General features: G+C 63.7%; 24 protein-coding genes. 1 reads left to right on the top strand and 23 read right to left on the bottom strand.

Going from position 1 to position 19,192, the window contains the following annotated elements; translation table 11 throughout:
• Positions 1 to 2: 2 nt before the first annotated feature.
• From rplE to MKD50_RS21375, 17 genes are all read right to left on the bottom strand, one after another.
• Positions 3 to 545, bottom strand: coding sequence for a 50S ribosomal protein L5 (gene rplE, locus MKD50_RS21455; RefSeq protein ID WP_010812386.1), 543 nt, complete (start codon positions 543 to 545; stop codon positions 3 to 5).
• Positions 546 to 570: 25 nt separating this feature from the next.
• Positions 571 to 879, bottom strand: coding sequence for a 50S ribosomal protein L24 (gene rplX, locus MKD50_RS21450; protein WP_010812387.1), 309 nt, complete (start codon positions 877 to 879; stop codon positions 571 to 573).
• A 9-nt stretch (positions 880 to 888) separates the two neighbouring features.
• Entirely contained in the window at positions 889 to 1,257 is a 369-nt protein-coding gene (rplN, locus tag MKD50_RS21445; protein WP_010812388.1) for a 50S ribosomal protein L14, read from the bottom strand.
• A 281-nt stretch (positions 1,258 to 1,538) separates the two neighbouring features.
• Positions 1,539 to 1,817 (bottom strand): 30S ribosomal protein S17, encoded by a 279-nt coding sequence (gene rpsQ / locus MKD50_RS21440; RefSeq protein WP_010812389.1) that lies wholly within the window; start codon positions 1,815 to 1,817, stop codon positions 1,539 to 1,541.
• Complete coding sequence (rpmC, locus tag MKD50_RS21435; RefSeq protein ID WP_010812390.1) at positions 1,814 to 2,008, bottom strand: 50S ribosomal protein L29; 195 nt, start codon at positions 2,006 to 2,008, stop codon at positions 1,814 to 1,816. The genes rpsQ and rpmC overlap by 4 nt, the downstream gene beginning before the upstream one ends.
• An 11-nt stretch (positions 2,009 to 2,019) precedes the next feature.
• A complete protein-coding gene (gene rplP / locus MKD50_RS21430; RefSeq protein ID WP_010812391.1) occupies positions 2,020 to 2,436 on the bottom strand; it encodes a 50S ribosomal protein L16 in 417 nt (138 codons plus the stop codon).
• A gap of 2 nt (positions 2,437 to 2,438) precedes the next feature.
• Positions 2,439 to 3,236, bottom strand: a complete 798-nt coding sequence (gene rpsC / locus MKD50_RS21425; protein ID WP_115705184.1) for a 30S ribosomal protein S3 — start codon at positions 3,234 to 3,236, stop codon at positions 2,439 to 2,441.
• A gap of 9 nt (positions 3,237 to 3,245) precedes the next feature.
• Positions 3,246 to 3,575 carry a 50S ribosomal protein L22 gene (gene rplV, locus MKD50_RS21420; RefSeq protein ID WP_003271370.1) on the bottom strand — a complete coding sequence of 110 codons (330 nt, stop codon included), beginning with the start codon at positions 3,573 to 3,575 and terminating at the stop codon, positions 3,246 to 3,248.
• Between the two features lie 9 nt (positions 3,576 to 3,584).
• The gene (gene rpsS, locus MKD50_RS21415) at positions 3,585 to 3,860 is read right to left on the bottom strand and encodes a 30S ribosomal protein S19 (RefSeq protein ID WP_115705186.1); all 276 of its coding nucleotides are present in this window, start codon (positions 3,858 to 3,860) and stop codon (positions 3,585 to 3,587) included.
• 22 nt (positions 3,861 to 3,882) lie between these two features.
• Complete coding sequence (rplB, locus tag MKD50_RS21410) at positions 3,883 to 4,713, bottom strand: 50S ribosomal protein L2 (RefSeq protein ID WP_115705188.1); 831 nt, start codon at positions 4,711 to 4,713, stop codon at positions 3,883 to 3,885.
• Between the two features lie 2 nt (positions 4,714 to 4,715).
• Positions 4,716 to 5,030, bottom strand: coding sequence for a 50S ribosomal protein L23 (rplW, locus tag MKD50_RS21405; protein WP_006576245.1), 315 nt, complete (start codon positions 5,028 to 5,030; stop codon positions 4,716 to 4,718).
• The gene (rplD, locus tag MKD50_RS21400) at positions 5,027 to 5,647 is read right to left on the bottom strand and encodes a 50S ribosomal protein L4 (protein WP_022536862.1); all 621 of its coding nucleotides are present in this window, start codon (positions 5,645 to 5,647) and stop codon (positions 5,027 to 5,029) included. Before rplD ends, rplW begins: the two co-directional genes overlap by 4 nt.
• 12 nt (positions 5,648 to 5,659) lie before the next feature.
• Positions 5,660 to 6,310: a 50S ribosomal protein L3 gene (gene rplC / locus MKD50_RS21395; RefSeq protein WP_010812397.1), complete on the bottom strand. Its 651-nt coding sequence runs from the start codon at positions 6,308 to 6,310 to the stop codon at positions 5,660 to 5,662.
• Positions 6,311 to 6,619: 309 nt separating this feature from the next.
• Entirely contained in the window at positions 6,620 to 7,120 is a 501-nt protein-coding gene (locus tag MKD50_RS21390) for a flavin reductase family protein (RefSeq protein ID WP_240072899.1), read from the bottom strand.
• Position 7,121: 1 nt separating this feature from the next.
• On the bottom strand, positions 7,122 to 8,363 hold the full coding sequence (locus MKD50_RS21385) for a styrene monooxygenase/indole monooxygenase family protein (protein WP_252668588.1): 1,242 nt from the start codon (positions 8,361 to 8,363) through the stop codon (positions 7,122 to 7,124).
• Between the two features lie 33 nt (positions 8,364 to 8,396).
• Positions 8,397 to 9,185, bottom strand: coding sequence for an SDR family oxidoreductase (locus tag MKD50_RS21380; protein WP_252668586.1), 789 nt, complete (start codon positions 9,183 to 9,185; stop codon positions 8,397 to 8,399).
• A 78-nt stretch (positions 9,186 to 9,263) separates the two neighbouring features.
• Positions 9,264 to 10,493 carry a dienelactone hydrolase family protein gene (locus MKD50_RS21375; RefSeq protein ID WP_252668584.1) on the bottom strand — a complete coding sequence of 410 codons (1,230 nt, stop codon included), beginning with the start codon at positions 10,491 to 10,493 and terminating at the stop codon, positions 9,264 to 9,266.
• Positions 10,494 to 10,772: 279 nt separating this feature from the next.
• Between MKD50_RS21375 and MKD50_RS21370 the strand changes: the two genes are divergently transcribed.
• Positions 10,773 to 11,786, top strand: coding sequence for an AraC family transcriptional regulator (locus MKD50_RS21370; protein ID WP_252668582.1), 1,014 nt, complete (start codon positions 10,773 to 10,775; stop codon positions 11,784 to 11,786).
• Positions 11,787 to 11,888: 102 nt separating this feature from the next.
• Here the strand turns inward: MKD50_RS21370 and rpsJ are convergent, their stop codons facing one another.
• The 6 genes from rpsJ to recQ all read right to left on the bottom strand — a co-directional run bounded on the left by rpsJ (position 11,889) and on the right by recQ (position 19,029).
• Complete coding sequence (rpsJ, locus tag MKD50_RS21365) at positions 11,889 to 12,197, bottom strand: 30S ribosomal protein S10 (protein WP_006160488.1); 309 nt, start codon at positions 12,195 to 12,197, stop codon at positions 11,889 to 11,891.
• 77 nt (positions 12,198 to 12,274) lie between these two features.
• Positions 12,275 to 13,465 carry an elongation factor Tu gene (gene tuf, locus MKD50_RS21360; RefSeq protein ID WP_062801974.1) on the bottom strand — a complete coding sequence of 397 codons (1,191 nt, stop codon included), beginning with the start codon at positions 13,463 to 13,465 and terminating at the stop codon, positions 12,275 to 12,277.
• A gap of 82 nt (positions 13,466 to 13,547) precedes the next feature.
• Positions 13,548 to 15,656, bottom strand: a complete 2,109-nt coding sequence (fusA, locus tag MKD50_RS21355; protein WP_115705200.1) for an elongation factor G — start codon at positions 15,654 to 15,656, stop codon at positions 13,548 to 13,550.
• A gap of 117 nt (positions 15,657 to 15,773) precedes the next feature.
• Positions 15,774 to 16,244 (bottom strand): 30S ribosomal protein S7, encoded by a 471-nt coding sequence (gene rpsG / locus MKD50_RS21350; protein WP_010810459.1) that lies wholly within the window; start codon positions 16,242 to 16,244, stop codon positions 15,774 to 15,776.
• Between the two features lie 224 nt (positions 16,245 to 16,468).
• Positions 16,469 to 16,846, bottom strand: coding sequence for a 30S ribosomal protein S12 (gene rpsL, locus MKD50_RS21345; RefSeq protein ID WP_010810460.1), 378 nt, complete (start codon positions 16,844 to 16,846; stop codon positions 16,469 to 16,471).
• Positions 16,847 to 17,181: 335 nt separating this feature from the next.
• Entirely contained in the window at positions 17,182 to 19,029 is a 1,848-nt protein-coding gene (recQ, locus tag MKD50_RS21340; RefSeq protein ID WP_115705201.1) for a DNA helicase RecQ, read from the bottom strand.
• Positions 19,030 to 19,192: the final 163 nt, after the last annotated feature.

Here is a 19,192-nt window from a genome sequence, read left to right as displayed (position 1 = left end):
CCTTAATTGCGGAACGGGAACTTGAACGCACCGAGGAGGGCCTTGGCTTCCTCGTCGTTCTTTGCCGTCGTCGTGATGCTGATGTTCAGACCACGCAGTGCGTCGATCTTGTCGTACTCGATTTCGGGGAAAATGATCTGCTCTTTCACACCGATGTTGTAGTTGCCACGACCGTCGAACGAACGGCCCGACACACCACGGAAGTCACGCACGCGCGGCAGGGCCACGGTGACGAAACGATCGAGGAATTCGAACATGCGCTCGCCGCGCAGGGTCACCATCGCACCGATGGGGTAGCCCTGGCGGATCTTGAAGCCGGCGATGGCCTTCTTGGCCTTCGTCACGACCGGCTTCTGACCGGCGATCTTGGTCAGGTCGCCCACGGCGTTTTCAATGATCTTCTTGTCATTGATGGCTTCGCCAAGACCCATGTTCAGGGTGATCTTGGTGATGCGCGGCACTTCCATGACCGACTTGTAGCCGAACTGCTCGATCAGCTTCGGCACAACCTGTTCTTTGTAAAACTCTTGCAGACGTGCTGCCATGCTCAACTCCTATACGTGCCCAGAATCAAGCTGCCACGACGGCGCCGGTGGTCTTCAGCACGCGCACGCGCTTGCCGTCTTCCACCTTGATGCCGACGCGCGACGGCTTGCCATTGGCATCCACGAGCGCAACGTTGGAAATATGCAGCGGCATGACCTTGTCGACCACACCACCGGTAGTGCCCAGCATCGGGTTCGGGCGGGCATGCTTCTTGGCGATGTTCACGCCTTGCACCGCAACCTTGTCGCCGAGGACGGCTTGCACGGTACCGCGCTTGCCCTTGTCCTTGCCGGTCAGCACGATGACTTCGTCGCCTTTGCGAATCTTGTTCATGGCGGCTCCTTACAGCACTTCCGGAGCGAGCGACACGATCTTCATGAAGCGCTCGGTACGGAGTTCACGAGTCACCGGCCCGAAGATACGGGTGCCGATCGGCTCGAGCTTGTTGTTCAGCAGGACGGCGGCGTTGCCGTCGAACTTGATCAGCGAACCGTCAGCGCGGCGCACGCCCTTGGCGGTACGCACGACGACGGCGTTGTAGATGTCGCCCTTCTTCACGCGACCGCGCGGCGCTGCGTCCTTGACGGTCACCTTGATGATGTCGCCAACGCTTGCGTAGCGGCGCTTGGAGCCACCCAGCACCTTGATGCACAGCACTTCGCGCGCACCAGTGTTATCGGCCACTTCGAGCCGGCTTTCTGTCTGAATCATGGTGTTTGTCTTCCCAACTTAATCCGCCAGGTGCGATAGCGCCCGTCGGTCAGTCTTGGTCCCGTCGGTTCCGGCCTTGCGCCAGCACCGTATGGGTTGATCAACTTTGAAGTCGGTAGGAACCTGGCAAATCCGACTGAAAAACATCGGAGCCACCTGGCCCTGGCTCGCTCAACAGGCCCGCCCGGGTGGTACAGCTAAGGCGAACGCAATAAAGCGGAAGTCCAGGATTATAGCTACATAATCCTGGACTTGCAAGTCAAGCTAAGAACGTGTTGTTCTTAGATGACGCGTGCAGCCTCTACCAGCCGGGAAACCACCCAGGACTTGGTCCGCGACAGCGGACGGCCTTCCTGGATTTCGACCTTGTCGCCTTCCTTGTACTGGTTGGCTTCGTCGTGTGCGTGGTACTTCTTGGAACGCAGCACGTACTTGCCGTACAGGGGATGCTTGACGCGGTTTTCCACCAAGACCGTAACGGTCTTGTCCATCTTGTCGCTCACGACACGGCCGACCAGGGTACGGCGAAGCGACTTTTCCGTTTGTGCAGCTTCAGTCATTTCGCGTTCGCCTTTTGAGTCAGCACGGTTTGCACGCGCGCGATGTCCTTGCGAACCTTCTTCAGCTGGCTGGTGTTCTGCAGCTGTTGGGTTGCCTTTTGCATGCGCAGGCTAAATTGGGCCTTCAGCAGCTCGGAGAGCTCCTGGTTCAGGCCTGCGGCGTCCTTGCCGCGAAGTTCGGATGCTTTCATTCCTGCTCTCCTTACGTCCCGACCTGGCGCACCACGAAATTGGTGGCGATCGGCAGCTTGGCCGCCGCGAGGCGGAACGCCTCACGTGCCAGGTCTTCGCTCACGCCATCCATTTCGTACAGCATCTTGCCCGGCTGGATTTCAGCCACGTAGTATTCCGGATTGCCCTTGCCGTTACCCATACGGACTTCGGCGGGCTTCTTCGAGATCGGCTTGTCCGGGAAGATCCGGATCCAGATGCGGCCGCCACGCTTGATGTGACGGGTCATCGCACGACGTGCCGACTCGATCTGACGAGCGGTCAGACGGCCACGGCCCATTGCCTTCAGGCCGAATTCGCCGAAAGACACGGCGTTGCCACGGGTAGCCTTACCCGTGTTGCGGCCTTTCTGCTCCTTGCGGTATTTTCTGCGCTTAGGTTGCAGCATCGTTATTCTCCACTCTTCCCATCTGCGCCAGGCGCAGCGCGACGACCGGCACCGGCACCGCCACGGCGGTTGCCACCCGGACGGCCTTCGCCTTCACGGCGGCGGCCTTCCGGACGACCCGGGCGACGACGACGCTCGTCTTGCGGCTCTTCCACCACCGGCGCATCATTGCGGCCGAGGTGATCCCCCTTGTAGACCCACACCTTGACACCGATGATGCCGTAGGTGGTTTCTGCTTCGGAGAAGCCGTAGTCGATGTCGGCGCGCAGGGTGTGCAGGGGCACACGGCCTTCGCGGTACCACTCGGTACGGGCGATTTCGATACCGTTCAGACGGCCGGCGCTCATGATCTTGATACCCTGGGCGCCCAGGCGCATCGCGTTCTGCATGGCGCGCTTCATGGCGCGGCGGAACATGATGCGGCGCTCGAGCTGCTGGGTGATCGAATCGGCGATCAGCTGAGCATCGGTTTCCGGCTTGCGGATTTCCTCGATGTTCACGTGCACGGGCACGCCCATGCGACGCTGCAGTTCGGCCTTCAGCAGTTCGATGTCCTCACCCTTCTTGCCGATCACCACGCCCGGACGCGAGCTGTAAATGGTGATGCGGGCATTGCGGGCGGGGCGCTCGATCACGACGCGGCCAACCGATGCGTTCTTGAGCTTCTTCTTCAGGAAGTCGCGAACTTCGATGTCTTCCTTCAGCATGCCGGCGAACTTCGTGTTGCTGGCGTACCAGCGCGAAGCCCAGTTACGGCTGACAGCCAGACGGAAGCCAGTCGGATGAATCTTCTGTCCCATCGTGACTCCTTAGTTGCCGAGCGTCACAGTGATGTGACAGGTTTGTTTCTCGATGCGGTTGCCGCGGCCCTTTGCCCGTGCCGTGAAGCGCTTGAGCGAGGTTGCCTTGTCGACGTAGATCGATTTGACCTTGAGTTCGTCGATGTCGGCGCCTTCGTTGTGCTCGGCGTTGGCGATGGCCGATTCGACCACCTTCTTCACGATCCCGGCAGCCTTTTTCGGGCTGAACGTCAGGACATTGAGCGCACGCTCGATCGGCAGACCACGGATCTGGTCAGCGACCAGGCGCGTCTTCTGGGCGGAGATGCGGGCACCGCGATGAATCGCTTTCACTTCCATGATGGCACCTTACCTCTTCGCTTTCTTGTCAGCCGCGTGGCCCTTGAACGTGCGAGTAATCGCAAATTCGCCGAGCTTGTGGCCAACCATGTTTTCCGTCACGTACACCGGCACGTGCTGACGGCCGTTGTGCACGGCGATCGTCAGGCCGATGAATTCCGGCATGATGGTCGAGCGGCGCGACCACGTCTTGATGGGCTTCTTGTCCTTGCCGCTGACTGCAACTTCCACCTTCTTCAGCAGGTGGGCGTCGCAGAACGGACCCTTTTTAGCGGAACGAGTCATATCTTTAGCTCCTACCTACCGATTAGCGCTTGTGGCGCTTCTGGACGATCATGCTGTCCGTGCGCTTGTTGCTGCGGGTACGGTAACCCTTGGCCGGGGTACCCCACGGCGAAACCGGATCACGACCAGCAGCAGTCTTGCCTTCACCACCACCGTGCGGGTGATCCACCGGGTTCATCACGACACCACGCACCGTCGGGCGGATACCGCGCCAGCGGGTCGCACCGGCCTTGCCGATGACACGCAGGCTGTGCTCTTCGTTGCCCACTTCACCAATGGTGGCGCGGCACTCGATGTGCACGCGGCGGACTTCACCCGAGCGCAGACGAACCTGGGCGTACAGGCCTTCACGAGCCAGCAGCACGGCGGAACCGCCGGCGGCACGTGCGATCTGCGAACCCTTGCCGGGCAGCATTTCCACGTTGTTGATCGTGGTACCGACCGGGATGTTGCGGATCGGCAGGTTGTTGCCCGCCTTGATCGGCGCTTCCGAGCCGTTCATCAGCGGTTGGCCGGCAACCATGCCCTTGGTGGCGATGATGTAGCGGCGTTCGCCGTCGGCGAACACGACCAGCGCGATGTTGGCGCTGCGGTTCGGATCGTATTCCAGGCGCTCGACCTTGGCGGGGATGCCGTCCTTGTCGTTGCGCTTGAAGTCGACCACGCGGTAGTGGTGCTTATGACCACCGCCCTTGTGGCGGGTGGTGATATGACCATTGTTGTTACGGCCCGACTTCTGGAATTGCTTTTCCAGCAGCGGAGCGTGCGGGGCGCCCTTGTGCAGGTCCTTGTTGACGACCTTCACCATCGAGCGACGACCCGGGGAAGTCGGCTTGGTCTTGACGAGTGCCATGATTACTTGGCCTCCGCTTCAAAATTGATTTCCTGACCCGGCTTCAGCGACACGTAAGCTTTCTTCACGTGGTTGCGACGGCCCATGAAACGGCCGAAGCGCTTCTGCTTGCCCTTCTGGTTCAGGATCTGAACGGACTGCACCTCGACCTTGAACAGCAGTTCGACGGCGGCCTTCACTTCCGCCTTGTTGGCATCGCGAGCCACTTCGAACACGACTTGTTCATTCTTGTCGGCGACCAGGGTTGCCTTTTCGGAAACCACCGGCGCGAGCAGCACCTGCATCAAACGATGATCGTTCTTGGCTACTTGCGTCATTTCAGCAACTCCTCGATCTGCGCGACGGCTGCCTTGGTCACCAGCACCTTCTTGTAGTGCACGAGCGACAGCGGATCAGCCTGGCGCGGCTCGACAACTGCCACGTGCGGCAGGTTGCGCGAAGCCAGGTAGAGGTTTTCGTCGAGGCTGTCGGTGATGATCAGCACCGAGTCCAGGCCCATGGCCTTAAACTTGTCGGCCAAGAGCTTGGTCTTGGGCGCGTCGACGGTGAAACCGTCCACCACATTGATACGACCTTCACGTGCGAGTTGCGAGTAAATCGAGCGCATGCCGGCACGGAACATCTTCTTGTTGACCTTCTGGCTGAAGTTTTCTTCCGGCGAATTCGGGAAGATACGGCCGCCCCCGCGCCACAGCGGCGAGGAAGACATACCGGCACGAGCACGGCCCGTACCCTTCTGGCGCCACGGCTTCTTGGTCGTGTGCTTGACCTCTTCACGATCCTTCTGCTTACGGTTGCCGCTGCGAGCGTTGGCCTGGTAAGCGACGACGATCTGGTGAACGAGGGCTTCGTTGTAGTCACGGCCGAACACTTCGGGCGACGCGTCAACGCCGGCGCCGATCTGGCCATTGTCCTGGAGGAGCTTGAGTTCCATTACATGCGCTCCTTAAGCTTTGGCTTTGGCCTTGACGGCCGGGGTAACGATGACCTTGCCGTTCTTGGAGCCGGGAATGGCGCCCTTGACCAGCAGCAGCTTGCGCTCTGCGTCGATCTTGGCGATCTCCAGGTTCTGCACGGTGCGGGTGACATCGCCCAGGTGACCGGTCATGCGCTTGCCCGGGAACACGCGGCCCGGATCCTGCGCCATACCGATCGAGCCCGGCACGTTGTGCGAGCGCGAGTTACCGTGGGTGGCACGGCCGGAGGCGAAGTGGTAGCGCTTGATGGTACCGGCGTAGCCCTTACCGATGGTCACGCCCTGCACGTCGATCTTCTGACCGACTTCGAACAGGTCGACCGACAGCGAACCGCCAGCTTGCAGTTCGGCAGCCTTGGCTGCGTCGATACGGAATTCGCGGATGATTTCGCCGGCTTCCACGCCGGCTTTGGCGAGGTGACCCGCCAGCGGCTTGGTGACGCGGCTTGCGCGTCGTGCGCCGAAGGTGACTTGAACCGCGGTATAACCGTCGGTCTCGTCCGTCTTGATTTGCGTCACGCGGTTGTCGCCGACCTCGACCACGGTCACGGGAATCGCTTCACCGTCGTCCGTGAAAATACGGGTCATGCCAACCTTGCGACCTACAAGGCCAAGGCTCATGGTTTGCTCCATTCCCAGCTGCGATTGGCCGGGGCTGATTGATACACGAAAACTGTGCTTGCGCTTGTGCGCGGATGGACTTGCGCTAAACAAGACTGCGCGCGGCCAAAATGGCCAGCCCACTACCCGAGGAAACGGGTAGCCTTACACTATATCGCAGCAGTTTGGAAAGGGCAATATGAATTGCGGATTTGCCTGCAATGTTGTAGGCAGGGATGCCGCGGCAGTGACGCTTGCGCTTCCTGACTGTGGTGTCGGGGCGACGGGCCGCTATCGGAGCGGCCCATCAAGCACAACAAAAGCAGGCAATCAGGCTGCGATGCGGACGAAATCGCCGCCATAGAAAACCAGCGGTTCGCCCTCACCCGCGGTGAACGCTTCGACGGCCCCGACGATCAGCAAGTGGTCGCCTACCGGGTCGGCGCGCTCGACCCGGCACGACAGCGTCGCCAGCGCCTCGTCCAGGTAAGGCACGCCGCGCGGGCAGCGGCGATGGCCAACGCCGGCAAACTTGTCCGGCGACGGCCTGGCAAAGCGGCGCGCCAGTTCACCGTGGCCCGCGCGCAGGATGCTGACGCCGAACGGCGCGCCCGGTGCGAACAGGCCCGCATTGGGCGAATGCGTGGCCAGGCTCCACAGGATCAATGGCGGCGCCAGCGACAGCGACGCGAACGAGTTGACGGTGATGCCGACCGGCCGCTGCTGCGCCGTACAGGCACCGATGACCGCCACGCCGGTCGCGTAGCGGCCGCAAACCCGGCGCAGTTCACGCGGATCGAGCGAGGCAGCTGCATGGCTGGCGGTGTCCATGTCAGGCCGCCTGCGGCAGGTGGTGGTCGATCAGCTGGTGGCAGGCTTGCGGGTCCATCCACCACGGGAAGTAGTCCGGCGGATTATCGAAGCCGTTGGCGATGCGGGCCGCCAGCGCCGGCGCTTGCCCCGCGGCTCCCAGCAGCGCCAGGATGTGCGGCGGCGGCGGTGTCAGCAGCGAGTTGGTCCACGCCACCACATCGCCGGCGTAATGCCAGTAGCGGGCGAAGGTCTGTTCCATCCAGCCGCGGTCGTACGGCTGCCCGTCGTGCTCGACGATCGCATCGAGATAAACCTTGCAGCACTTCGCGGCATTGTTCGAGCCCTGGCCCGTGATCGGGTCGTTGACCACCACGGCATCCGCCATGCCGAATACCAGTCGGCCCGAAGGCAGCGTCAGTACCGGCTTGCGTACCGTCGGCGCAAAGCGGCCGGCAAGGATCCCGTTGTCGTCGGTCAGCGCCACGCGCTCGCAGCGCTCGGCCTCCCAGGGCGCATAGGTGCGCAGGATGCGCAGGCTTTCGGCGAGGTGCTGTTCGGGCGTGCGGGCATCGGCCCAGCGGTCCATCGGGCCGCCCGGGATGCCCTCGAACACCATGATCTCGCACGGACCCGACAGCGTCAGCGCAGGGAAGACGAAGTACTCGCCAACACCCGGAATCAGATTGAAGCAAACCCGCGAGAACGGCTCGCGCGGCACCATGCCGGTCACGTAGGTGAGCGCCAGCGCGCGCTGGGGCCGGTCGAACGGGCTGCGCGACGCATCGCGCTCGAAGCGGCTGACGATCTCGCCCTTGCCAGCGGCCAGCAGCACCAGATCATGCTCGCTGGTCAGATCTTCCAGTTCGTCGATCCCGACATCGACGATGCGCAGGTCGCCGCCGCGCGTGACAAAGGCTTCCATCCATGCCGGCATCTTCAATCGCTGGTCGACCGCCTGTGCCGGCCGGTCCAGCGGCGCGGCCCAGTCGATGGCTTTCGCGTCGGGCAGCTCGGGATGCGGCACGGCCAGGCCGATGCCCTGCACCGGCGGGCACGGGTCGTCCCACCAGTTCAGGCCGAGCTCGCGCTCGGTCTGCAGCGCGCGGTCGAACATGCACTGGCTGGACATGACCTTGCCGGCGCGAACCTGTTCCGGCGTGCGGTTGGACAGCAACGTGACGCGGTAGCCGTGGGCCTGCAGCCCGAGGGCCATTTGCAGGCCCGACTGGCCCGCTCCGACGATGGCGATGCGTTGGGGCATGAGGTGGTCTCCTGAAGGATCGTTGCGGGGCGTTCAGCCGGCCAGCTTGCCGATGGCGGGCACGTTCTGCTCCGGACCCATGGCGGAATAGCCACCGTCGACGGCATAGTCCGCGCCGGTGACGAAGCTCGCGTGATCGGAGCAGAGGAAGAGCACCACCTGCGCTACCTCGTCCGGCTCGCCGACGCGCCCGAGCAGGTGGAACGGCGCGGCCACCGCATCGGTGCGGGCGCGGTTGCCGCCGCTGACCTCGTCCATCAGCCGGCACCAGGTCCAGCCGGGCGAGACCGAGTTCACGCGGATGCGGTCCGGCGCCAGGTCCATCGCCATGCTGCGCGTCAGTTGCGCGATCGCGGCTTTCGACACCGGATAGAGCCAGCGCCCGGTCTGCGCCACGCTGGCGGAAATACTGGTGAAGTTGACGATGGCGCCGCCGCCGCGCTCCCGCATATGCGGATGCACCGCTTGCGCCAGCATCACGCCCGAGACCACGTTGACGTCGAGCGCCGCCAGCCAGTCGGCCCGGTTCGATCGAAAGCCGTCGTCGAGATAGGTGCACGCCAGGTTGACCAGGAAATCCACGCCGCCAAAGCGCTGCACAGCCTGGCCGACCGCATCGTGGATCTGCTCGTTCCGCGTGATGTCGGCCGCGATGAAGAGCGCATCCTTGCCCAGCCCGGCGGCGACCCGCTCGCCGTTGGCGGCGTCGATATCGAAGATCGCCACACGCGCGCCGGCCTCGACGAAGGCCCGGGCCACGGCTGCGCCGATCAGCGTGGCGCCGCCGGTGACGATGGCCACCTTGTCCTGCAATCCCTTCATGGTTGTCTCCTGGTTTAGCACCGGTGTCCGGTGCGGGGCAGGCCTCTGCGGGCCGGCTCCCGTTCGGTGCCGCCTTGCCTACTTGCCTTCGCTCTGCTGCCAGCGCGCCATCAGCGTGTTGGACGGCAGGGTTTCATCCAGCAGCTTGCGCGCGGTCTCCACGCCCGCCACCGGCAAACCCGCCGGATCCAGCTTGCCGATCTGCACCAGCACGCTGGCCTGGTCCCAGTAGATGTGCTCGTGGTACAGCTTGTCGCCACGGAACTTGACGATGGCGATGAGCGGGATCTCCACGCGCCTGCCGGTCGGCGGCACGCCTGGCAGCATCCAGTCGATCTCGCTGGTGTGGGTAAAGCAGAACAGCAGCTCGTCGACGATCTGCGAGGCGCCGACCGTGCGCGACAGCGGGATCAGCGTGGTGTCGGGCGGATTGCTGTGGACGAAATGGTTTTGGTAGAAGCGGCGCAGCTGCGCATGGCCGACGCCGCCGGTCATGGTCGGGATATGGTTCACGTAGGGCTGCGCCACCATCGTCGCCATGGTCGCATCGACATCGCGGCTGGCGAATTCATACTCGCAGTGCTTGTCCCACAACGCCGAGAAGTCGTAGTGCGGACCCAGCTCGCGGCGCAGCGCGGCGATCGAGCGCTGGTGCGCCATCAGCGCCGAGGGCTTGTCGAAATGCTCGCCGCCGGACCGCGCAAAGGCATGATCGACGCCGGCATAGACGTACACCTCGATGTTGTCCCGGCCGGCCAGCGCCTCGCGGATCGCCGCTTGCGCCTGCGGCGGGCAGAAGCCGTCCTTCTCCGCGATATGCAGCACCAGGCGGCCACGTGCGTTGGCGGCCTCGCCCAGCGCGTGCTCGATGCCGACGCCGTAGTACGCCACCGCACAGGCCACGTCGGGCAGCCGGCAGGCCGCCAGGTAGGCCAGCTTGCCGCCCAGGCAGAAGCCGAGCACGCCGGTCTGGCCGACGCATTCGGGCCGGGCGCGCAACGTCTCCAACGCCGCGCCCACATCCTGCACGCCCCTCGCTTCGTCAAACTGCTGATAGAGGCCGAGCGCGCGCTGGAAGTCCTCGCCGCGGTCGGTCAGCTCGATGCCCAGTGCGATGCGCCAGAACAGGTCGGGCACCAGCACCGTATAGCCTTCCTCGGCGTAATAGTCGGCCACCTGGCGCATGGTGGCATTGACGCCGAAGATCTCCTGGCACAGCACGATGCCGGGGCCCTTGCCCGCCGCCGGGGTGGCGAGATAGCCGCTGAAACTGCCTTCGGGGGTCTGGATCTGGATGGTCTGGCCCATGGCCTGCGCTCCTTGTCGTTCTCTGTTGGCTGACAGCTGGTGGAGATTTGCGCTGCCGTGCTGGGTCCCATGATGGTGGCTCCGCACCGCAGCAAACTAGCCGCTGGCTGCAGCGGCTATCCGATTAGTGCAGGAAAGTTAAGCTTCGGTCAATGCAAGGCCGGGGTCGCGCAGGTCGATCCGCTATAGTGGTTCCGTGGACCATGCTGCGCGCATGGCGACCCGGCCCGCCGCCGTGGACGCCAGCCAGCGCCGCGGCCACGCCAGAGGAGCGAGACCATGTTGCAGCTGCCCCCGACTGCCCGCGCGCCGGCGCCGCTGGCGCATGCCCTGCTACACGATGCCGGGCGGCAGGTGTTCGCCTCGACCGACCTCGGGCAGACGCGCGCGGCGGTCGGCAAGGTCTTCAAGCCTCACCGGCTCGATATCCGCGGGACCAGCCTGTCGGCCCGCATGCACCACGCGCCGCTGGGCGCGGTGTCGCTGAACCGGCTAGCCTACGGAGCCGATGTCACCATCGACCCGGGGCCGCTCGGAGACTTCTTGCTGGTGCAGATGCCGCTCTGCGGCCAGGCTGAGATCCGTTGTGGCGCGCAGCAGATCGTGTCGACGCCGGACTGCGCTTCCGTGCTTACGCCCAGCGATCCGCTGCTGATGCGCTGGAGCGCCGACAACGACCAGCTGATCGTGCGCATCGAGCGCAGCGCGCTGGAACGCGTGTGCGCCGCCTATCTTGGACATCGCCCGGACCCGCCGCTGCGCTTCCAGCTGGGCATGGCCTGGCGCAGCGCCGGCTGGTATTCATTGATGGAGTATCTGGCGCAGATGCTGTCGGTGGCGCCGGCAGCGGCGCGCCATCCGCTGACGGCATGTCAGCTCGAGCAACTGGTGATCGGCGCGCTGCTGACGCTGCAGCCGCACAGCCTGTCGGAGGCGCTGCAGCGGCACGGCAAGCCACTGGCGCCGCGCCATGTGAAAGTGGTCGAGGAGTATATCCACGCTCATGCCGCCGCCGCGCTGACGCCGGCGCTGCTGGCGGAGATCGCGGGCGTCAGCCTGCGCAGCCTGTATGCGGGGTTCCGCGAGCATCGCGGGCTAAGCCCGATGGCCTATCTGCGCACGGTCCGGCTGGACCGGGTACGGCACGACCTGCTCAACGATGCGGCGCTGGCGTCGGTGACGGGCGCCGCGCTGCGCTGGGGCTTTACCCACCTGGGGCGCTTCAGCGCCGAGTACCGGCGCGCGTTCGGCGAGTGCCCGGCCGAGACGCTGCGCCGGCGCGGCAGCGTGTAAGTGACCGGCGGATGCCGCCGTGCGACGCGCCACCAAACAAAAACGGCGAACCGAGGTTCGCCGTTTTGCTGCAGCAGGCTGCGCAAGCAGCCCGAAGCATGATTACACCTTGATCTCGACGTCCACGCCTGCCGGCAGGTCGAGCTTCATCAGCGCGTCAACGGTCTTGTCGGTCGGGTCGACGATGTCCATCAGGCGCTGGTGGGTGCGGATCTCGAACTGATCGCGGCTGGTCTTGTTGACGTGCGGCGAACGCAGGATGTCGAAGCGCTGGATGCGGGTCGGCAGGGGCACCGGGCCCTTGACGATCGCGCCGGTACGCTTGGCGGTATCCACGATTTCGGCAGCCGACTGGTCGATCAGGCGATAGTCGAAAGCCTTCAGGCGGATACGGATCTTCTGGTTCTGCATGATATTTCCTTAAAAGAGCGATTGGGCAAGCTGCCCGTTGAATGGGGACATGCCCGCGGGCATGTCCCAGGAAGTGCTTAGTCGAGGATCTTTGCCACGACGCCGGCGCCGACGGTACGGCCACCTTCGCGGATAGCGAAGCGCAGGCCTTCTTCCATGGCGATCGGGGCGATCAGCTTGACGGTGATCGACACGTTGTCACCCGGCATGACCATTTCCTTGTCCTTCGGCAGCTCGATCGAGCCGGTCACGTCGGTGGTACGGAAGTAGAACTGCGGGCGATAGTTGTTGAAGAACGGGGTGTGACGGCCGCCCTCGTCCTTCGACAGGATGTACACCTCGCCGGTGAAGTGGGTGTGCGGCTTGATCGAACCCGGCTTGCACAGCACCTGGCCGCGCTCGACGTCTTCACGCTTGGTGCCGCGCAGCAGCAGACCGACGTTGTCGCCAGCCTGGCCCTGGTCCAGCAGCTTGCGGAACATTTCCACGCCGGTGCAGGTGGTCTTCACGGTCGGCTTGATGCCAACGATTTCGATTTCTTCGCCGACCTTGATGATGCCGCGCTCGATACGGCCGGTCACCACGGTGCCGCGACCCGAGATCGAGAACACGTCTTCCACCGGCATCAGGAAGGTACCGTCAACGGCACGCTCCGGCGTCGGGATGTAGGTGTCCAGCGCATCGGCCAGGCGCATGATGGCTTCTTCGCCCAGGTCGCCCTTGTCGCCTTCCAGTGCCAGCTTGGCCGAACCCTTGATGATCGGGGTGTCGTCGCCGGGGAACTCGTACTTGCTCAGCAGCTCGCGCACTTCCATCTCGACCAGCTCGAGCAGTTCGGCGTCGTCCACCATGTCGCACTTGTTCAGGAACACGATGATGTACGGCACACCAACCTGGCGGGCCAGCAGGATGTGCTCGCGGGTCTGCGGCATCGGGCCGTCAGCGGCCGAGCAAACCAGGATTGCGCCGTCCATCTGCGCAGCGCCCGTGATCATGTTCTTCACATAGTCAGCGTGGCCCGGGCAGTCAACGTGCGCGTAGTGGCGGTTGGCCGTCTCGTATTCGACGTGGGCGGTATTGATGGTAATACCGCGGGCCTTTTCTTCCGGCGCTGCGTCGATTTCGTCGTACTTCTTGGCGGCACCGCCGAACTTCGCTGCCAGCACCGTGGCGATCGCTGCGGTCAGCGTGGTCTTGCCATGGTCAACGTGACCAATCGTACCAACGTTCACGTGCGGCTTGGTCCGCTCGAACTTTTCCTTTGCCATTTTTTTCAGCTCCTAATGGAATGCAGTCTTGTCGATTCATCACGCCGCCGCACCCCGGTGGGTGCGGCGGCATACAGCTTATTTACTTGCCCTTGGCCGCCATCACTGCTTCGGCGATGTTCTTCGGTGCCTCGGCGTAGTGCTTGAATTCCATGGTGTACGTGGCGCGGCCTTGCGTGGCCGAGCGCAGCGACGTCGAATAACCGAACATTTCCGACAGCGGGACTTCGGCCTTGATGATCTTGCCGCCGCCCACCATGTCGTCCATGCCCTGCACGATGCCGCGGCGGGACGACAAGTCGCCCATCACGGTACCGGTGTAGTCTTCCGGCGTTTCCACTTCCACCGCCATCATCGGCTCGAGCAGAACCGGGCTGGCCTTGCGCATGGCTTCCTTGAAAGCCATCGAGCCGGCCATGCGGAACGCGTTTTCGTTCGAGTCCACGTCGTGGTACGAACCGAACGTCAGCGTGACCTTCACGTCCACCACCGGGAAGCCAGCCAGAATACCGGCCGTCAGCGTGTCGACGATACCCTTTTCGACCGCCGGGATGTATTCGCGAGGAATCACACCGCCCTTGATGGCGTCGATGAACTCGAAGCCCTTGCCCGGCTCTTGCGGTTCCAGCGTGATCACGGCGTGACCGTACTGGCCGCGGCCGCCCGACTGCTTGACGAACTTGCCCTCGACGCCTTCGGCGGTCTTGCGAATGGTTTCGCGGTAGGCCACCTGCGGCGCGCCGATGTTGGCTTCCACGCCGAATTCGCGCTTCATGCGGTCGACCAGAATTTCGAGGTGGAGCTCGCCCATGCCCGAAATGATGGTCTGGCCCGATTCTTCATCGGTACGCACGCGGAACGACGGATCTTCGGCGGCCAGGCGGTTCAGGGCGATGCCCATCTTTTCCTGGTCAGCCTTGGTCTTCGGCTCGACAGCCTGCGAGATCACCGGCTCCGGGAACACCATGCGCTCGAGCACGATCGGCGCAGCCGGATCGCACAGCGTATCGCCCGTGGTGGCATCCTTCAGGCCCACCGCGGCGGCGATGTCGCCGGCCAGCACTTCCTTGATTTCTTCGCGCTGGTTGGCGTGCATCTGCAGAATACGGCCCAGACGCTCCTTCTTCTGCTTCACCGGGTTGTACACGGTGTCGCCCGAATTGATCTTGCCCGAGTAGACGCGGAAGAAGATCAGCTGGCCAACGAACGGGTCGGTCATGATCTTGAACGCCAGTGCCGAGAACTTTTCGTTGTCGTCGGCCTTGCGCTCGAGCTTCTTCTCGCTGTCGTCCTCGTCCGTGCCCGTAACCGGCGGAATGTCGACCGGCGACGGCAGGAAGTCGATCACGGCGTCGAGCATACGCTGCACGCCCTTGTTCTTGAACGCAGTGCCGCACAGCATCGGCTGGATTTCGCAGGCGATGGTACGGTCACGCAGCGCCTTGACGATCTCGGCGCGGGTCAGCTCTTCGCCGCCCAGGTACTTTTCCATCAGCTCTTCGCTGGCTTCGGCGGCGGACTCGACCATCTTCTCGCGCCATTCGTCAGCCGTGGCTTGCAGTTCGGCCGGAATGTCCTGGTATTCGAACTTCACGCCCTGGCTGGCTTCGTCCCAAACGATCGCCTTCATTTCCAGCAGATCGACGACGCCCTGGAAGCCGTCTTCAGCGCCGATCGGCACCACGACGGGCACCGGGTTGGCCTTCAGGCGGGTCTTCAGCTGGTCGTAGACCTTGAAGAAGTTCGCGCCGGTACGGTCCATCTTGTTGACGAATGCCAGACGCGGAACCTTGTACTTGTTGGCCTGACGCCAGACGGTTTCGGACTGCGGCTGCACGCCACCCACTGCGCAGTACACCATGCACGCGCCGTCCAGCACGCGCATGGAACGCTCCACCTCGATGGTGAAGTCCACGTGGCCCGGGGTGTCGATGATGTTGAAGCGGTGCTCGGGGTAGTTGCCGGCCATGCCCTTCCAGAAGGCGGTGGTGGCAGCGGAGGTGATGGTAATACCACGCTCCTGCTCCTGCTCCATCCAGTCCATGGTGGCCGCGCCGTCGTGCACTTCACCGATCTTGTGGTTCACACCGGTGTAGAACAGGATGCGCTCGGTCGTGGTGGTTTTACCCGCGTCAATGTGAGCCGAAATACCGATGTTACGGTAACGCTCGATGGGAGTCTTACGAGCCACTTTAATCCTCTATTCGTCCGTGAGGCGCCGGCATCTCATGGCCCGCGCCCCTAACACAAACGGGCGAGATGTGTAAAAACACAACCCGCCCGGCAACCAACAATGTTTTCGCTCGCTTTAGAAGCGGAAGTGCGAGAACGCCTTGTTGGCTTCGGCCATGCGGTGCACTTCGTCGCGCTTCTTCATCGCGCCGCCACGGCCTTCCGATGCTTCCAGCAGCTCACCTGCCAGGCGCAGCGCCATCGACTTCTCGCTGCGTTTCTTCGCGGCCTCGCGCAGCCAACGCATCGCCAATGCCAAACGACGCGACGGACGGACTTCGACCGGAACCTGATAGTTGGCGCCGCCCACGCGACGGCTCTTCACTTCCACCACCGGCTTCACGTTGTTGATCGCAACGGAGAACACCTCGATGGGGGCCTTGCCTGCCTTCTTTTCGATCTGGTCGAACGCGCCATAAACGATACGTTCGGCAACCGACTTCTTGCCGTCCAGCATCAGCACGTTCATGAACTTGGCAACTTCAACGTTGCCGAACTTCGGATCAGGCAGAACATCCCGCTTGGGGACTTCACGACGACGTGGCATCTTCTTTCCTTTAGATTCAGTTGAGAGCGCGGTCAGAGTTTCCCGCTCTCCGGCCACCAACTAGCTTGCATGCAAAGACAGCAAATTCGCCGGGTGACCACTTACTCGACGGCACGGTTGCCAAAAAGGCGCTCCGTTGTACCGCCGCCTGGTGACAGCACCATGACTCACGCCACAGGCTATCGTCTGTTGCTTCGGGCCTCGCGGGCCCAGGCTGCCAAAACTTAGGCTGCCTTCGGACGCTTCGCGCCGTACTTCGAACGGGCCTGCTTGCGGTCCTTCACGCCTTGCAGATCCAGCGAACCACGGACGATGTGGTAACGCACACCCGGCAGATCCTTCACACGACCGCCGCGGATCAGCACGACCGAGTGTTCCTGCAGGTTGTGGCCTTCACCGCCGATGTACGAAATGACTTCGAAACCGTTGGTCAGGCGCACCTTGGCGACCTTACGCAGTGCCGAGTTCGGCTTCTTCGGCGTCGTGGTGTACACACGGGTGCACACGCCACGACGCTGGGGGCAGTTCTCAAGCGCCGGGCTCTTGCTCTTGACGACTTCCGAGACGCGCGGCTTGCGAACCAGTTGGTTGATAGTTGGCATTGTTCAATCCAGCTTGGTTTTACGAAAAACGCCCCTCGCGCCGGCATGCGCCAGGCTGGAGAGGCAACTACGGGTTTTGGGCGGGAGAGGTGAGCGGGCGCTCTGGAGACGGGACTGTGCGGTAACAGCATGCCAAAGAGCGCGAGCCGGCACCCGGATCCCGCGTCTGCCGCCACCCGTCCATGGAAACCCAGTCCGGTAGGCTTGCCGGCAGCGACCTGAAGGCCACTTATCCGACGGGCGAGCGAAATCCAAAGCCAAAAACTCGAATCTGGCATCCTAGCAGCGGAATCGTATACCGTCAAGCCGTATACCCGACTGGCAAACCGTAGCGGCTAGGCTCCGCGCAGGGTGTCGAGGATGCCCTGCCCGTAGCGCTCCAGCTTGGAGGCGCCAATCCCGGGGATGCCTTGCATCGCCGAGAGCGAATCCGGCGCGGTGCGCGCCAGTTCGGCCAGCGTGGCGTCATGGAAGATCACGTAGGCTGGTACGCCATGCTCGCGCGCGGCCTCGGTACGCCAGCGGCGCAGCGCTTCCCAGTTGGCCAGCGTATCGGCGTCCATGTCGGCGGTATGGTCGATGCGCGTGCCGCGCGCCGCGCGCTCGCCGGACTTGCCCGGCTTGGCAGCCTGGCGTCGAAGGATGATCTGCCGCTCGCCCTTGAGCACTTCGCGCGCGCGTTCGCCCAGCAGCAGCGCGCCGTGGCCGCCATGGTCGATGGTCAGCAAGCCCTGCGCAATCAGCTGGCGGAACACCGTGTGCCATTCATGCACCGAGCGTTCCTTGCCGATGCCGAAGGTCGATACCTTGTCATGGCCCCACTGCTTGATCTTTTCCGAGGCATTGCCGCGCAGCACATCGACCAGATGGGTCGCACCGAAGTGGATGCGGCTTGCCTGCGCGGTGCGGTACACGCAAGACAGCGCCATCTGCGCCTCGCGCGTGCCATCCCAGGTGGCCGGCGGCTCCAGGCAGGTATCGCAGTTGCCACAGGGCTCGCTGGCTTCGTTGAAGTAGGCGAGGATGCGCTGGCGGCGGCAGCCGGCGGTTTCGCACAGACCCAGCAGCGCATCGAGCTTGGACGACGACACACGCTTGAACGCCTCGTCGGCCTCGGACTCGTCGATCATGCGCTTCTGCTGCACCACGTCGCCCAGCCCGTAGGCCATCCAGGCATTGGCGGGCAGCCCGTCGCGGCCGGCGCGGCCGGTTTCCTGGTAATAGCCCTCCATGCTCTTGGGCAGGTCCAGGTGGGCGACAAAGCGCACGTCGGGCTTGTCGATGCCCATGCCGAAGGCGATCGTCGCCACCATTACCAGCCCTTCCTCTTCGCGGAAGCGCGCCTGGTGGTGCTGGCGCACCTGGGCGTCCATGCCGGCATGGTAGGCGAGCGCGTTGATGCCGTGGCCGCTCAGCCACTGCGCGGTGTCCTCGACCTTCTTGCGCGACAGGCAATAGACGATGCCGCTGTCATGGGTGCCGTCGGCCGCGGTATGTTCCGCCTTGATAAAGGCAAGCAACTGCTGGCGCGCATTGTCCTTCTCGACGATGCGGTAGCGGATGTTGGGCCGGTCGAAACTGGAAATGAAGATGCGCGCGTCGTGCAGCGCCAGCCGCTCGACGATCTCGTCGCGCGTCAGCGCGTCGGCGGTCGCGGTCAGCGCGATGCGCGGCACGTAGGGGAAGCGCTCGTGCAGCACCGACAGCTGGATGTATTCGGGCCGGAAGTCGTGGCCCCATTGCGACACGCAGTGGGCCTCGTCGATCGCGAACAGGCCGACGCGGGTGCGCTCCAGCAGGTCAAGGAAGCGCGGCGTCATCAGACGTTCCGGCGCCACGTAGAGAATCTCGATGCGCCCTGCCAGCAGGTCGCGCTCGACTGCGGAGGCCTCGGCCCCGGTCAGCGTCGAGTTGAGCACCGCGGCGCGCACGCCGGCCTCGGTCAGCGCCGCGACCTGGTCCTGCATCAGCGCGATCAGCGGCGACACCACGATGCCGACACCGTCGCCGGCGCGCTGGCGCAGCAGCGCCGGAATCTGGTAGCACAGCGACTTGCCGCCGCCGGTCGGCATCAGCACCAGGCAATCACCGCCGGTGGCGACGTGGTCGATGATCTCGGCCTGGCGCCCGCGGAAGGCGTGGTAACCGAAGACATCCTTGAGGATCGCCAGTGCTTGCGACATGGACAACGGAAATGCTGGAGCCGGAAAAGCCGTAACCTTACCACTAAGGGGGCCGGCCGCCGCGCCTACGCGCCAAACTCTCCGATGTTTCTCACTAAAGGCGCCGCCGTGCGCGGACGAAAAAAAAGCCCGGCTGGATCAGCCGGGCTTTGGTCCGCCTTGC

This window comes from Cupriavidus mimosae, from assembly GCF_023952485.1.
Classification (GTDB): Bacteria; Pseudomonadota; Gammaproteobacteria; order Burkholderiales; family Burkholderiaceae; genus Cupriavidus; species Cupriavidus taiwanensis_C.
The sequence above is the reverse complement of the archived record's forward strand: the minus strand, read 5'-3'. Positions and strand labels throughout refer to the sequence as shown.